Annotated in this window: 7 protein-coding genes; 5 read left to right on the top strand and 2 right to left on the bottom strand. The window is 74.0% G+C overall.

What is annotated here, in order from left to right; genetic code table 11:
• Nucleotides 1–67: 67 nt before the first annotated feature.
• Both ACFYPN_RS08890 and ACFYPN_RS08885 read right to left on the bottom strand, forming a co-directional pair.
• Nucleotides 68–778 carry a hypothetical protein gene (locus ACFYPN_RS08890; RefSeq protein ID WP_358765178.1) on the bottom strand — a complete coding sequence of 237 codons (711 nt, stop codon included), beginning with the start codon at nt 776–778 and terminating at the stop codon, nt 68–70.
• Nucleotides 779–940: 162 nt separating this feature from the next.
• On the bottom strand, nt 941–2,203 hold the full coding sequence (locus ACFYPN_RS08885) for a nucleotide sugar dehydrogenase (protein WP_358765180.1): 1,263 nt from the start codon (nt 2,201–2,203) through the stop codon (nt 941–943).
• Between the two features lie 309 nt (nt 2,204–2,512).
• Here ACFYPN_RS08885 and ACFYPN_RS08880 point away from each other — a divergent pair, with 309 nt between their 5' ends.
• The 5 genes from ACFYPN_RS08880 (at nt 2,513) to ACFYPN_RS08860 (ending at nt 13,877) form a co-directional block, all read left to right on the top strand.
• Nucleotides 2,513–4,219, top strand: a complete 1,707-nt coding sequence (locus tag ACFYPN_RS08880; protein WP_389297425.1) for a glycerol-3-phosphate dehydrogenase/oxidase — start codon at nt 2,513–2,515, stop codon at nt 4,217–4,219.
• Between the two features lie 291 nt (nt 4,220–4,510).
• Entirely contained in the window at nt 4,511–6,649 is a 2,139-nt protein-coding gene (locus ACFYPN_RS08875) for a protein kinase (protein ID WP_389297423.1), read from the top strand.
• 237 nt (nt 6,650–6,886) lie between these two features.
• Nucleotides 6,887–10,054: a protein kinase gene (locus ACFYPN_RS08870; protein WP_389297422.1), complete on the top strand. Its 3,168-nt coding sequence runs from the start codon at nt 6,887–6,889 to the stop codon at nt 10,052–10,054.
• A 190-nt stretch (nt 10,055–10,244) separates the two neighbouring features.
• Nucleotides 10,245–12,080: a protein kinase gene (locus ACFYPN_RS08865; RefSeq protein WP_389297613.1), complete on the top strand. Its 1,836-nt coding sequence runs from the start codon at nt 10,245–10,247 to the stop codon at nt 12,078–12,080.
• 135 nt (nt 12,081–12,215) lie between these two features.
• Complete coding sequence (locus ACFYPN_RS08860) at nt 12,216–13,877, top strand: succinic semialdehyde dehydrogenase (protein WP_358765187.1); 1,662 nt, start codon at nt 12,216–12,218, stop codon at nt 13,875–13,877.
• Nucleotides 13,878–13,931: the final 54 nt, after the last annotated feature.

Here is a 13,931-nt window from a genome sequence, read left to right as displayed (position 1 = left end):
CGCGCACACGGAAGGGCCCCGACCACGTGCATCACGTGGTCGGGGCCCTTCCGCATGGGTGACCGCGTCAGTCGGAGAGCTTCTTGGCGGCGGAGAACGAGGCGAACCCGGCGATCCCGAAGAAGAGGACGCTGATGAAGTCGGTGTCGGCCTTCCAGATCTCCTGGAGCAGGCCGAAGCGCTGGAAGAACATCTCCGGCACGGTGACCGGGAACTGCTTCGAGGCCATGATCGCGTCGGCGAGCAGCTGGCCGAAGTAGACCGAGGCGAGCGAGAACACCACGGCGGCGAACGGCAGCACGGGGTTGCGGCCGCCCGCCTTGCCCGCGACCCAGCCGACGACGAGGCCGACGACGACCGCCGCGTAGGCGAACTCGCGCTCGCTGGCACCGGTGATGCCGCCGTAGATCGCGCCGACCACGAGAGCGGTGCCGAAGGAGGCCAGCAGACCGAGGGCCAGGTTGTTGCGGACCGGGCCGGTGACCGGCGCGAACGGTACGCCGGGCGCACCGGGGAACTGGGCGTACGGCTGGCCCGGCTGCTGGGGGGCGAAGGGGTTGCCGGTGGGCGGCCCCGGCTGTCCGGGCTGCTGCCCCGCGAACGGGTTGCCGGTGGGCGGGGCGACGGGCGCTCCGGTCGGCGCTGCCACGGGCGCCCCGGTCGGCGGGGCCGCCGGAGCCGGCGTCTTGGGCTGCTCGGCCGCGTACGGGTTGCCGTCGACGGGCAGCCCGTCGACGGGCGGCTGGGGCCGACTGGGCGGCGGCACGGGCTGACTCATGGTGAAGATCCCCCCTGGGACGAATGCGCGCACGACTGTGCGCCACATACGCACGGCAGTGCGAAGGTGACGCCGCAGGCTAGCAGCCCTCTGCGACATCGCCCGCCGCACTGCCCGACGCCCCCGCGGTCGGCCCCGCTCACGGGCCGGCACACCCCGCCGTCACAGCCGGTGCGCGGCCCCCGCCGGGGTGGCACCGCGGGTGTCGAGGAGCAGCTGCGCCTTCACCGCGAGGCCCTGGAGGTCGTACGTCCGGTGGTGCTGGAGGAGCAGCGTCAGGTCGGCGGCGGCCGCCGCCTCGTAGAGCGAGTCGGCGCGGGGGACAGGGACGTCTCGGACGCGCCAGTCCAGGACGAGCGGGTCGTGGTAGCCGATCTGGGCGCCCAGATCCATCAGCCGGCTCGCGATCTCGCGGGCCGGGGCCGCCTCCTGGTCGGCGTTGTCCGGTTTGTAGGTGACGCCGAGGAGGAGGATGCGGGCGCCGCGCACGGACTTGCCGTGCTCGTTCAGCAGGGTGGCGCTGCGCCGGATCACATAGCTCGGCATGCGGTCGTTGATCTCCTGCGCCATGGAGACCAGGCGCAGCGGCGGCCCGGGGGCGTGGCCGGGGTGCGGGACGCCGCCGGGGTCCAGGGGGATGCCGTGGCCGCCGACCCCGGGGCCGGGGCGGAACGGCTGGAAGCCGAAGGGCTTGGTCTCCGCGCACCGGATGACGTCCCAGAGGTCGACGCCCAGCTCGTGGCAGAGCACCGCCATCTCGTTGACGAGGGCGATGTTCACGTGCCGGAAGTTGGTCTCCAGCACCTTCGTCATCTCGGCCTCGCGCGGGCCCCTGGCACGCACCACCTTGTCCGTGAGCCGGCCGTAGAACGCGGCGGCGGACTCGGTGCAGGCGGGGGTGAGGCCGCCGATGACCTGGGGGGTGTTCGCGTAGGTGTGGGTGCGGTTGCCGGGGTCCAGACGGCCGGGCGAGCAGGCGAGGTGGAAGTCGCGGCCGGCGCGCAGCCCGGACCCCTCTTCGAGCAGCCCGCGCAGGAAGTTCTCGGTGGTGCCGGGGGGTACGGCCGATTCCAGCAGCACCGTGGTGTGCGGCCGCAGCCGGGCTGCCAGGGCGCGTGCGGCGTCGCCGAGGGCGGTCAGGTCGACGGTGCGGTCGGCTCCGAGGGGGGTGGGGGAGCAGATCACCGCGGTGCGCACCCGGCCGAGTTCGGTGGCGTTGGTGGTGGGGCGGAAGCCCCGGGAGAGCATCCTGCGGACCTCGGACGCGGTGAGCGATCCCTCGACCGGGGTGCGGCCCGCGCTGAGGTCCGCGTACGGGCGCGGATCGGTGTCGTACCCGATGGTGTCGATACCGGCGGCGACCGCTGCCTGGGCGAGGGGCAGGCCGAGGTGTCCGAGGCCGATGACCGCGAGGTCTGCGGGCATGCGAGGGCCGTCCTTCCCGTAGGACCATGAGGACCGAACGCGCAACCGCTGTGGGCCGCACGATGTCAGACTAGGCGTAAATATGACCTGAATGTGGCATTTATGTCGTATTCGATGATCGTTGTCGCGGGCGGTCGCGCGCGGTCTCCGCCCGGCCGTTCCGTCGCCGACGGGCAGCGTTCTCCACAGGCGGTGGCTGAAGTCGCCCGTCGCGGACAGAATCGGATCGTGGGCACGGCCGGCCCGGCCGGACGGCAACCGGACACATCGCCCGGGGACCCGCCCACCCCGATCCACCGGGAGGCAGAGTTGAGGACATCGACACTGGGACCCGCCGAGCGCGCCGAGGCGCTCGCCGCGATGGCCGAGCGCGAACTGGACGTACTGGTCGTCGGGGCGGGCGTGGTCGGCGCCGGGACGGCGCTGGACGCCGCCACCAGAGGGCTCTCCACCGGCCTCGTCGAGGCCCGCGACTGGGCCTCCGGCACCTCCAGCCGGTCCAGCAAGCTCATCCACGGCGGCCTGCGCTATCTGGAGATGCTCGACTTCGCCCTGGTCCGCGAGGCGCTCAAGGAACGCGGACTGCTCCTCGAACGCCTCGCCCCCCACCTGGTGAAGCCCGTGCCGTTCCTCTACCCCTTGCAACACAAGGGGTGGGAGCGGCTGTACGCGGGCTCCGGCGTGGCCCTCTACGACGCGATGTCCCTCTCCTCCGGGCACGGTCGCGGGCTCCCCGTCCACCGCCACCTCTCGCGCCGCCACGCCCTGCGCGTGGCACCCGCCCTCCGCAAGGACGCCCTGGTCGGGGCCCTGCAGTACTACGACGCCCAGATGGACGACGCCCGCTTCACCGCCACCCTGGTGCGCACCGCCGTGAGCTACGGCGCGCACGCGGCGAACCGCGCACGGGTGTCCGGATTCCTCCGGGAGGGCGAGCGCGTCGTCGGCGCCCTGGTCGAGGACGTCGAGACCGGCGGCCGGTACGAGGTCAGGGCCCGGCAGGTGGTGAACGCGACCGGCGTGTGGACCGACGACACCCAGGCGCTGATCGCCGAACGCGGACAGTTCCACGTCCGCGCCTCCAAGGGCATCCACCTCGTCGTGCCGAAGGACCGCATCCACTCCTCGACCGGTCTTATCCTGCGGACCGAGAAGTCCGTCCTCTTCGTCATCCCCTGGGGCCGCCACTGGATCGTCGGCACCACCGACACCGACTGGAGCCTCGACAAGGCTCACCCGGCCGCCTCCAGCGCCGACATCGACTACCTCCTCGAACACGTCAACTCCGTGCTCGCCACCCCGCTGACCAGGGACGACGTCGAGGGCGTCTACGCCGGGCTGCGCCCGTTGCTGGCCGGCGAGTCCGACGCGACCAGCAAGCTCTCCCGCGAGCACACGGTGGCGCACCCGGTGCCCGGCCTGGTCGTGGTCGCGGGCGGCAAGTACACGACGTACCGGGTGATGGCGAAGGACGCCGTCGACGAGGCCGTGCACGGGCTCGACCAGCGGGTCGCCGAGTGCGTCACGGAGGACGTACCGCTGATCGGCGCCGAGGGGTACCGCGCCCGATGGAACGCCCGAGCCCGGATCGCCGCCGCCACCGGACTGCACGTCGTCCGGGTGGAGCACCTGCTCAACCGGTACGGCTCACTGGCCGAGGAGGTCCTCGCGCTGATCGCCGAGAACCCCGCACTGGGCGAACCGCTGCCCGCCGCCGACGACTACCTGGCGGCCGAGATCGTCTACGCCGCCTCGCACGAGGGCGCCCGCCACCTGGACGACGTCCTCACCCGGCGGACCCGGATCTCCATCGAGACCTTCGACCGGGGTATTCTCAGCGCCCGTGTCTGCGCAGAACTGATGGCCCCGGTGCTGGGCTGGGACGCGGGCAGGGTCGACCGCGAGGTGGAGCACTACGAGAAGCGGGTCGAGGCCGAACGGGAGTCGCAGCGCCAGCCCGACGACCTGACGGCCGACGCGGCACGGCTCGGCGCACCGGACATCGTGCCGATCTGACGGGACGTCGCGCCACCGGCGCGGGGGCGCGGTACGCGCCCCCGCGCGGCCGCCCCAGGCATGGGAGGCCGACGAAGGGGCACCCGCTTCCAGGTGGCGCGCCGGGCCGGACGGAGCGACGGCCGGGCGCCTGCGGACTCCGGCGCCGCCCGGCACCGGAGCCCGGGGAGCCGTGCGCCGGAGCCCCTCCCCGGCCCCGCCGGGGCCGACCCCGGACCCGGAACCAGAACCGGTCCCGGGGTGAGGGACAATGAACGCTCTGCCAGGGCGGGTTGATCGCAGAGGGGACGCATGTCGGAGGCGGAGCAGGCAAACGGGCCCCAAGGGGACACCGAGGGGCGTCTTCTCGCGGGACGGTACCGGCTCGGGAAGGTGCTCGGCCGAGGCGGTATGGGTACCGTCTGGCGCGCCGACGACGAGACGTTGGGCCGCACCGTGGCGGTGAAGGAGCTCCGGTTCCCCACGGCCATCGACGAGGACGAGAAGCGACGCCTGATCACGCGCACCCTGCGCGAGGCGAAGGCGATCGCGCGCATCCGCAACACGAGCGCGATCACCGTGTTCGACGTGGTGGACGAGGACGACCGGCCGTGGATCGTCATGGAGCTCGTCGAGGGCAAGTCCCTCGCCGAAGTCATCCGTGAGGACGGCACGCTGACGCCCCGGCGGGCGGCGGAGGTCGGTCTCGCCGTCCTCGACGTGCTGCGCTCCGCGCACCGCGAGGGCATCCTGCACCGGGACGTGAAGCCGTCCAACGTGCTGATATCCCAGGAAGGGCGAGTGGTCCTCACCGACTTCGGCATCGCCCAGGTCGAGGGCGACCCCTCGGTGACCTCCACGGGCATGCTGGTCGGCGCCCCCTCGTACATCTCGCCGGAGCGCGCCCGCGGCCACAAGCCCGGACCGCCCGCCGACCTCTGGTCGCTCGGCGGTCTGCTCTACGCGAGCGTCGAGGGCACCCCGCCGTACGACAAGGGCTCGGCCATCGCCACGCTGACGGCCGTGATGACCGAACCGCTCGACCCGCCGAAGAACGCCGGTCCGCTGACGGACGTCATCTACGGCCTCCTCACCCGCGACCCCGACCTGCGGCTCGACGACGCCGGTGCGCGGGCCCTGCTCACCGCCGTCATCAACGCGCCGCAGACCCCCGCCGTCCCGCCCGCCGACGCCACCCAGGTCATGGCGATGCCCCCCGGGGCGGGTCCGGCCCCCTCGGACCGGACCAAGCCCGGCGACGCGAGGACCTCGGTGTCCTCGCGTACCGGCGAGGGAACCCGGGACCGGCTGCGCGGTGCCCTGCGCGCCGCACGGAACTCGAAGGCAGCCGCGGCGGCTGCCGGGGCCGGGGCCGCGGGAGCCGCGACCGCGGGAGCCGCCGGGGCTCCGAGCGCCTCCGCCGCGACCCCGGCCGGCGCACCCGTCACCGGGCCCGGCACCACCGGGTCCGCCGCGGGCAAGGCAGCCGTCATCAAGCCCGCCGCCGGCAAGCCCGCGGTCACCAAGCCCGCCGCCACCGCGAAGGCTCCGGTCGCCCCGGGGGCCGCCACGGCCTCGGCCTCCGGCGGAGTGCCGCCCCGCAAGCCCGGCGCCTCCACCCGCGCCTCGCTCACCGACGTGGTGCCGCGCAGGACCCTGGCGATCATCGCCGGGATCGTGGTGCTCGCCGTCATCGCCACCGTGCTCGCGCTCAGCCTCGGCGGCGGGGACGACACGGACGCCAAGGGCACCGGCGGACAGGCGAGCGCGGCCGGGTCCACCGGCGGGGCCGACGCCTCCGGCAAGGACAAGGACACCGGCAAGGGCGAGGACGGCACCGACGGGCAGGGGAAGTCCGACGGCTCCGCCACCCCTTCGACGGCCGGCACCCCGTCGGAGTCCGCTGCCTCGTCCGGCGGGAAGGGCGAGGACGACAAGGGTGGCAAGGGCAAGGGCAAGGACGACAAGGGTGACAAGGGCGGCGCCGCGCTGCCGGACGGGTACCGGACGGTCACCGACAGCCGCTTCCACTTCACCATGGCGATGCCCGCGCCCTATCGGCGCACCGACATCGCCGGCAGCAACTCGGGCGGCATCTACAACGCGTCCAAGGGCGACTTCCCGCGCGTCCAGGTCGACTACACCAGCTCCCCCGGCAAGGACGCGGCCGCCGCGTGGAGCGCGGCCGTCGCGGGCGTGAGTGCCACGAGCAACGGTTACAAGCACATCGGCATCAAGAAGGTCGAATACAACGGCTACCCGACCGTCGCGGACTGGGAGTTCGAGCGGACCCAGAACGGCGAGCGGATCCACGTCCTCAACCGTGGCTTCCGGGCCGACTCCACGCACGGCTACTCGATCATGGTGAGCTGCCCGGCCGCCGGCTGGAACGAGGACGAGTGCCGCACCATGCGGGAGACGGCGTTCGCCACCTTCGCGCCGAGGGGCTGACGGTGACTGGTGACCGCCCCCCCGCGGGTGGTCACCGCACCGGCCGACGAGGGCCGCACCCGTCCCGGACCACCCGGGTTGGCGCGACCCGGACACGCCGCCCCGTCCTGCCACGTATCGTAAGAGGCGGAGAACCGTGAGCAGCCGTGATGGCGTGTCATATGCAGGCACATGACCGAGATGTGACGACTGGTACGAATCTCGTGACCGGGGAACCGTGCGCTCTGGGGAGGCGTCGTGGACGACTACGCGGGTCGGGTACTCGCCGACCGCTACCGCCTTCCGCTGCCGCCGAACGACGCCTACGAACTCCTCGAGACCCGGGCGTTCGACACCTACAGCGGCCAGGAGGTCCTGGTCCGGCAGGTGCCGCTCCCCGAGGTCGTGGACGCCGAGGTGCTCGACGGAGACGGCCGGCCGTCCCCCGTACGCCGGGCCACCGGCCGGGCGGTACGCCGTTCCTCGGACCCGGCGGTGCGCCGGGCGATAGAGGCCGCGCAGGCCGCCGCCCAAGTCCCGGACCATCCGCGACTGGACCAGGTCTTCGACGTGTTCGCCGAGGCGGGCTCGCTCTGGATCGTGAGCGAACTCGTCCCCGCGCGCACCCTCGCCGCGCTCCTCGCCGAACGCCCCCTCACCCCCTACCGTGCCGCCGAGATCGGCTCCGACGTGCTCACCGCCCTGCGGGTGCTGCACGCGCACGGCTGGACCCACCGCAACATCACCGTGCGGACGGTGCTGGTCTGCGACGACGGCCGCGTGATGCTGACCGGCCTCGCGGCGGGCGCCGCCGAGGAGGCCCTCTGCGGATACGTCACCGTGCCCCGGCCCGACCCGGACGAACCGGACGCCCCGCCCCAGCGACACGACGACGAGCACGACGAGCACGACGAGCACGCTGAGCACGACGAGCACGCTCAGCACGGCGAGTACGACGAGCAAGACGGCGAGTTGGTCGAGGGCGACGAGTACGGCCGCGACAACGGGTACGCAGGCCAGTTCGGCGGCGGACCCGACGGCAGTGGTAGCGACGGTGACGGTGACCAGCGGTACGGCGGGTACGCCCCCGCGCCGCCCGCCGCGCTTCCGCCGGCGCTGCCGTCCGCCCCCGACCCGTACGCCCCGCGGCCCGAGCCCCGTGACCCGTACAGCGACCGCGACCCGTACAGCGACCGCGACCCGTACACCGACCGTGACCCGTACAGCGACCGTGACCCGTACACCGACCGTCCGGAGTACGCGCCGCGGCCCGAGCCGGTGCCGCGCCCGGCCGCGCCCCCCGCCCCGCAGCACCGGCCCCCGGGCCAGGAGACGCCGACCGCCGAACCGCTGCCGCCCGCCGATCCCGGCGCCGCGACCGCGGCCCAGCTGCGGGCCGCCCGGGCCGGCGCGATAGCGGCCTACCGCGCGGGCGCCCTCGCGGCCTCGGCCCGCGTCACCGAGGAACAACAGCGCGCCGAGGACCAGCGGCTCGCGGCGGACCAGCGGCTGGCGGAAGAGCGGCGGCGCGCCGAAGAGGACCGGCTCGCCGAGGAAGCGCTGCGCGCCGAGGAAGAGCGACTCGCCGAGGACTCCGACGGGCCGGGGCTGCTGCCGCCCCCGCGCCCGTCCGCCGGTGCGCTGCCGCCGCTGCCCACCGGATGGGGCCGCTCGTCCGCCGACCTCTACCCCGACCGTTACGACGAGGAGGACGACGAGGAGGACGACCCGGAGGACCCGGGCCCGGCCGCACCGGGCCGCCGCGTCCACCTCGCCGGTTCCTGGGAGGACGGCCACTCCGGCCGTCCCGTGCCCGCCGGTGGGTCCGGCGCCGACGCCCTGCGGGCGGACTCCCGCCGCGAGATGCTCCCCGCCGCCCGTTCCCGGGGCGCCGTCGAGCGGGTTCCGGCCGGCAGCTGGGACGCCGTCGTCGCCGCGGGCGACCAGGGCCCCGTCTACCGGGGCCCCGCCACCCCGCTCGCCGCCGAACGCGCCCGGCAGGCCCGTATCGCCGTCGTCGGGGCCGTCACCGAGCGGTGGGCGCCCGAACAGGCCGGACCGGTCCACGAGAACTGGCAGCTCGCCCCGCCCATCGGCCCCTCCACCGACCTCTGGGCGCTCGGCGCGCTGCTCTACCGCGCCGTCCAGGGCCACGCGCCCTACCCGGAGGAGAATGCTGCCGAGCTCGTCCAGATGGTGTGCGGAGAGCCGCCCGCCTTCGCGGAGGAGTGCGGTCCGCTGCGGCCCGTCGTGGAGTCCCTGCTGCGCCAGGACCCCGCCGAGCGGCCCGACTTCGAGGAACTGCGCGGCTGGCTGCGCTCCCTGATCCGGTCGGCCCCGGAGCCCGAGGCCGGCTCGGACGTCGTCCCGCTCCCCGCCGACGACGCCACGAAGCTGCCCATCGTCCGCCGCAAGGGCGAACTCGTCCGCAGGCGCCGGGGCCGCTTCCGTTCCGCCTCCCAGGGCCGGCACCGCCAGGGCACCCACGGCACTCAGGGCACCCACGAAAGGCACGCCGGGCAGGCCGCAGAGACCGGGGAATCCGTCGGCGGGCTGGAGTCCTTGGGGCTGCGCGCCTACCCGGACACCGACGAGCGGGCGTACCAGGAGCCCCCGCAGCAGCACGCGTACCACCAGCCCCAGGGGGCACCCGGGCGCAAGCCGCCGCGCACCCCGCGCGAGCCCAAGGTGCTGCGCGACAACGGCAACAGGCCGCCGCGCCGCCTCGGCCGGCTGCTCCTCGTGCTCATCCTGCTGGCGCTGGTCGGCGCCGTGGTCTACGCCGTGGCGTTCATGCCGAAGGACGACGCGGGGACCCGTACGGGCGCCGCCCCGACCCCGGCGGCCGGCGACTCCGCGGCCGCCACGGGCTCCGGGTCGCCCGCCGAGAAGCCGTCCCCGTCCGCCTCCGGCAAGACCTCGGAGCCACCCGGTACCGAGGACCCGCAGACGAGCCGCTCCGCCGTCGCGCTCCCGCCGGGGTACACGCTCCGCAAGGACCCGGAAGGGTTCGAGGTGGGCGTGTTGAAGGACTGGGAGCGCAGCCCCGCCAACGCGGACCGGCAGATTCGTTACGGCAGCAACGGGTTCAGCCTGCTCATCGTGCCGGGCCGGGACACCGTGCAGGCCAACGGTGCCGATCCGCTGGCGTACCAGCGCGACAAGGAAGCGGAGTTGCAGCCGTTCCGCGACTCCTCCTGGGCCACGGCCACCGGCCTGCGCCGGGTCGACGTCGGCCGGCAGTCCATGGCCGAGGGGCAGTACACCTGGCAGGACGTCAACGGCCGTGAGGTGTACGTCCGCAACCTCGCGATGATCGTCGACGGCCGGTACCACATCATCCAGGTCATCGGTCCGGTCAACGAGCGCGACCAGGTCACCAGCATCTACCAGCAGGTCATTTCCTCCTACAAGGTCACCTCCTGACGGTCCGGACTGTGCGGTCACCCCGCCGTGCGGGGTCATCACAGTGCGGTCTCGTGGGCGGTGCGAGGTTCCCCGCCCCGCGGCCCCTCCGTAATCTGGCACCAGAGGAACGGGGCGGGGACGACACGTGGATCACTCAACGAACAGCGGCAGGCGCACCGGCAGGGTGGCCGCGACGGCGCCCGGCCTGGTGCTCGCCGGGCGGTACCGGCTGGTGGACGTGCTGGGCCGGGGCGGCATGGGCAAGGTATGGCGGGCGGAGGACCAACTGCTCCACCGCACGGTCGCCGTCAAGGAACTGACCGCCGGGCTGTACGTAGCCGAGGCCGACCGGGTCGTGCTGCACGCCCGTACCCGCAAGGAGGCGCGGGCGGCCGCCCGCATCAGCCACCCCGGTGTCGTCACGGTCCACGACGTGCTCGACCACGACGACCGCCCGTGGATCGTCATGCAGTTCGTCGACGGGCCGTCACTCGCCGACTCCGCCAAGGAGAACGGCGAGGTCACCCCGCACGAGGCGGCGCGCATCGGGCTCGGGGTGCTCGGTGCGCTGGGCGCCGCGCACGCGGCGGGGGTGCTGCACCGGGACGTCAAGCCCGGCAACGTCCTGCTCGCCCGTGACGGGCAGATCCTCCTCACCGACTTCGGCATCGCCGCCATCGAGGGCGACTCGACCATCACCCGGACCGGCGAACTCATCGGGTCCATCGACTATCTGGCCCCCGAGCGGGTGCAGGGCCACGACCCCGGCCCGGCGTCCGACCTCTGGTCGCTCGGGGCCACGCTGTACGCGGCGATCGACGGCCGGTCGCCGTTCCGGCGCTCGTCCCCGATCGCGACCATGCAGGCGGTCGTCACCGACGAACCGTCCATACCCGCGTCGGCCGGCACCCTCGGGCCGGTGATCGCCGCACTTCTGTGCAAGGACCCGGCGGGCCGGCCCTCGGCCGCCGAGACCGAGCGGATGCTCCGCTCCGTGCTGACCGGCCGCGACCCGCGCACCGCGCAGGTCTACGTGGACACCCGGCACTACCCGGGCGAGACCCGGCGGGAAGAGGCTCCGCCCGCGCCGACCGGACGCACCGGGCCTGCGACGGGACCCGTGGGATCGACGACCGGACCGACCGCACCGGTGGGACCACGGGCCGGGCAGGCTCCGCCCGCGTCCGGCCACGGCGCCACGACCGGGCGGGCGGGGACGTTCTCGCCCACCCCCGGGTTCGGCGCCCCCACGCCCCCGGCCGGCTCCCCGTACGGAGTGCCACCGGGCGGCACCACCGCGCCGACCGGGCCGAAGGCCGGATCGCGGCGGCGCAACACGGTGCTGGCCGTGGTGGTCGCGGCGGTGCTCGGCACCGGGGCCGGACTGGGCGCGATGCACTACGCCGGCAGCGGTACGGACGGTGACGCGAGGCCGCCCACGCCCACCGCCGGTGCCCATGGGTCCGGCACCGCGGTCCCTTCGGACGCGACCTCGGACGGCAACGCCTCGGGCTCCACGCCCCGCCCCTCCGACGCCGACGCCTCGCAGACCGGCGGGACCGGCGGGACGGCGGACTCCCCGATACCGGACGGGTGGAAGCGGGTGGAGGACCCGGCCGGCTTCAGCATCGCCGTACCGGAGGGCTGGGAGCGCCGGACGGAAGGCACCCAGATCGACTACACCCCGGACGAGGGCGGCCACCGCATCCGCATCAGCGTCGACGGGGCACCCGACTTCGACACCCCGTACGCCCACATGCTCCGCATGGAGGAGAACCTGGTGGACCGGCTGCCCGGGTACGCGCGCGTCTCCCTGGAGGAGAACACCTTCCGCGACTACCCCGGCTCCCTCTGGGAGTTCACCTGGACGGAGAAGAAGGACCATCCGGGGGAGCGGCGCGGCATCGACCAGATGTACTTCGGCGACACCGGCGGCCCGGAGTACGCGCTCTATCTGACCGCCCCGGTGGACGACTGGGACGACACCCGACAGCTGTTCGACACGATGCTGAGGAGCTGGCGCCCGCCCGCGCGGACCGGGTGAGATTTCCCCTCCCGCTCCGGGAACCGCGCTGATCAGCGGTTATACGGCCAGTGATCACTGGCCGGGTGTGGGGAGTGTGAAAAGGCTGTTACCCACGGGTACCCAAAGTCGTCCGGGGGACCTACCCTCGCCCTCATGACGGACTCGAAGGCAGCGGACCCGCAGACGGCCGACTCGCAGGGCCCCGGCCCGCAGGCGGCGACGGCCGCCCCGGGCACCAACCCGGTGGCTGCGGCCCCGGCCGGCGTGCGCACGGCGGCCGACGTGGTCACGCCCGACCTGGTCGCCCGGCTGGTCCGTGGCGTCGTCGGCTCCGGACGGACCGCCAACCACGCCCCGCTCACCGGTGAGAAGCTGGCCGACCTGCCGGAGTCCACCCCCGAGGACGTGGCGACCGCCTTCGACCGGGCCCGCGCCGCCCAGCCCGCCTGGGCCGCCACCCCCGTACGCAACCGGGCCGCCGTGCTGCTCCGCTTCCACGACCTCGTGCTCCAGCGGCAGGCCGAGGTGCTCGACCTCATCCAGCTGGAGACCGGCAAGGCCCGGCTGCACGCCCACGAGGAGGTGCAGGCCGTCGCCGTCGCCTCCCGCCACTACGGGCGCAAGGCCCCCGCGTACCTGCGCCCGAAGCGGCACACCGGAGTCGTACCGGCCCTGACCAAGGTCACCGAGCTGCGCCAGCCGCGCGGGGTCGTCGGCCAGATCGCTCCGTGGAACTACCCGCTGGAACTCTCCGTCGGCGACGCGCTGCCCGCCTTCGTCGCCGGCAACGCCGTCGTGATGAAGCCCGACACCGAGACCGCGCTGACCGCGCTCTGGGCCCGCGACCTGCTGATCGAGGCCGGGCTGCCCGCCGAGGTCTTCCAGGTCGTCCTCGGCGAAGGGCCGGTCGTCGGGCCCGAGGTCGTCCAGCGCGCGGACTACGTCTCCTTCACCGGCTCCACCCGCACCGGCCGCGAGGTCGCCCAGGGCGCGGCGGCCCGGCTGGTCGGCGTCTCGCTGGAGCTCGGCGGCAAGAACGCCATGCTGGTGCTGGCCGACGCCGACGTGGAGAAGGCCGCCGCCGGTGCCGTCCGCGCCTGCTTCTCCTCGGCCGGGCAGCTCTGCATCTCCATCGAGCGGCTGTACGTCCACGAGTCCGTCGCCGACGACTTCGTGGCCCGCTTCGCCGCCCGGACCAGGGCGATGCGGCTCGGCGGCTCCCTCGCGTACGGCGCCGACATGGGCTCGCTCGCCGGAGAGCGCCAGCTGGAGGCCGTCGTCCGGCACGTGGACGAGGCCGTCGCCAAGGGCGCCACCCTCGTCGCGGGCGGGCGGGCACGCCCCGACATCGGCCCGCTCTTCTACGAGCCGACCATCCTCGAAGGCGTCGAGGCGCCCATGGAGGTCTGCGCCCAGGAGACCTTCGGCCCGGTCGTCTCGGTCTACCGCTTCCGCGACGAGGACGAGGCGATCGCCCTCGCCAACGGCACCCCGTTCGGCCTCAACGCGAGCGTCTGGACCAAGGACGCCCGGCGCGGCCACCAGGTCGCCGCCCGGCTGCGCACCGGCACGGTCAACATCAACGAGGGGTACGCCCCCGCCTACGGCAGCGTCCAGTCCCCGATGGGCGGCATGAAGGACTCCGGTCTCGGCCGCCGGCACGGCTCCGAAGGCATCCTCAAGTACACCGAGGCCCAGACCGTCGCCCAGCAGCGGCTGATCCCGCTCGCCCCGGCCTTCGGCATGGACGACGAGAAGTACGCGGCGTTCATGACCCGCAGCCTCAAGGCGATGAAGGCGTTCCGGCTCCGCTGATCCGGTACGGCCCGCTCCGCACCCCGCTCCACACCGATGGGTTCCACCGAGGTT

This window comes from Streptomyces sp. NPDC005576, from assembly GCF_042871745.1.
Lineage (GTDB): Bacteria > Actinomycetota > Actinomycetes > Streptomycetales > Streptomycetaceae > Streptomyces.
This window is presented reverse-complemented; position numbering and strand designations above follow the sequence as displayed.

What these genes read in the sequence shown, in the direction of transcription:
- ACFYPN_RS08860 (WP_358765187.1), top strand. Translation starts at nt 12,216, where the DNA reads ATGACGGACTCGAAGGCAGCGGACCCGCAGACGGCCGACTCGCAGGGC.
- ACFYPN_RS08875 (WP_389297423.1), top strand. Translation starts at nt 4,511, where the DNA reads ATGTCGGAGGCGGAGCAGGCAAACGGGCCCCAAGGGGACACCGAGGGG.
- ACFYPN_RS08890 (WP_358765178.1), bottom strand. Translation starts at nt 778, where the DNA reads ATGAGTCAGCCCGTGCCGCCGCCCAGTCGGCCCCAGCCGCCCGTCGAC.
- ACFYPN_RS08885 (WP_358765180.1), bottom strand. Translation starts at nt 2,203, where the DNA reads ATGCCCGCAGACCTCGCGGTCATCGGCCTCGGACACCTCGGCCTGCCC.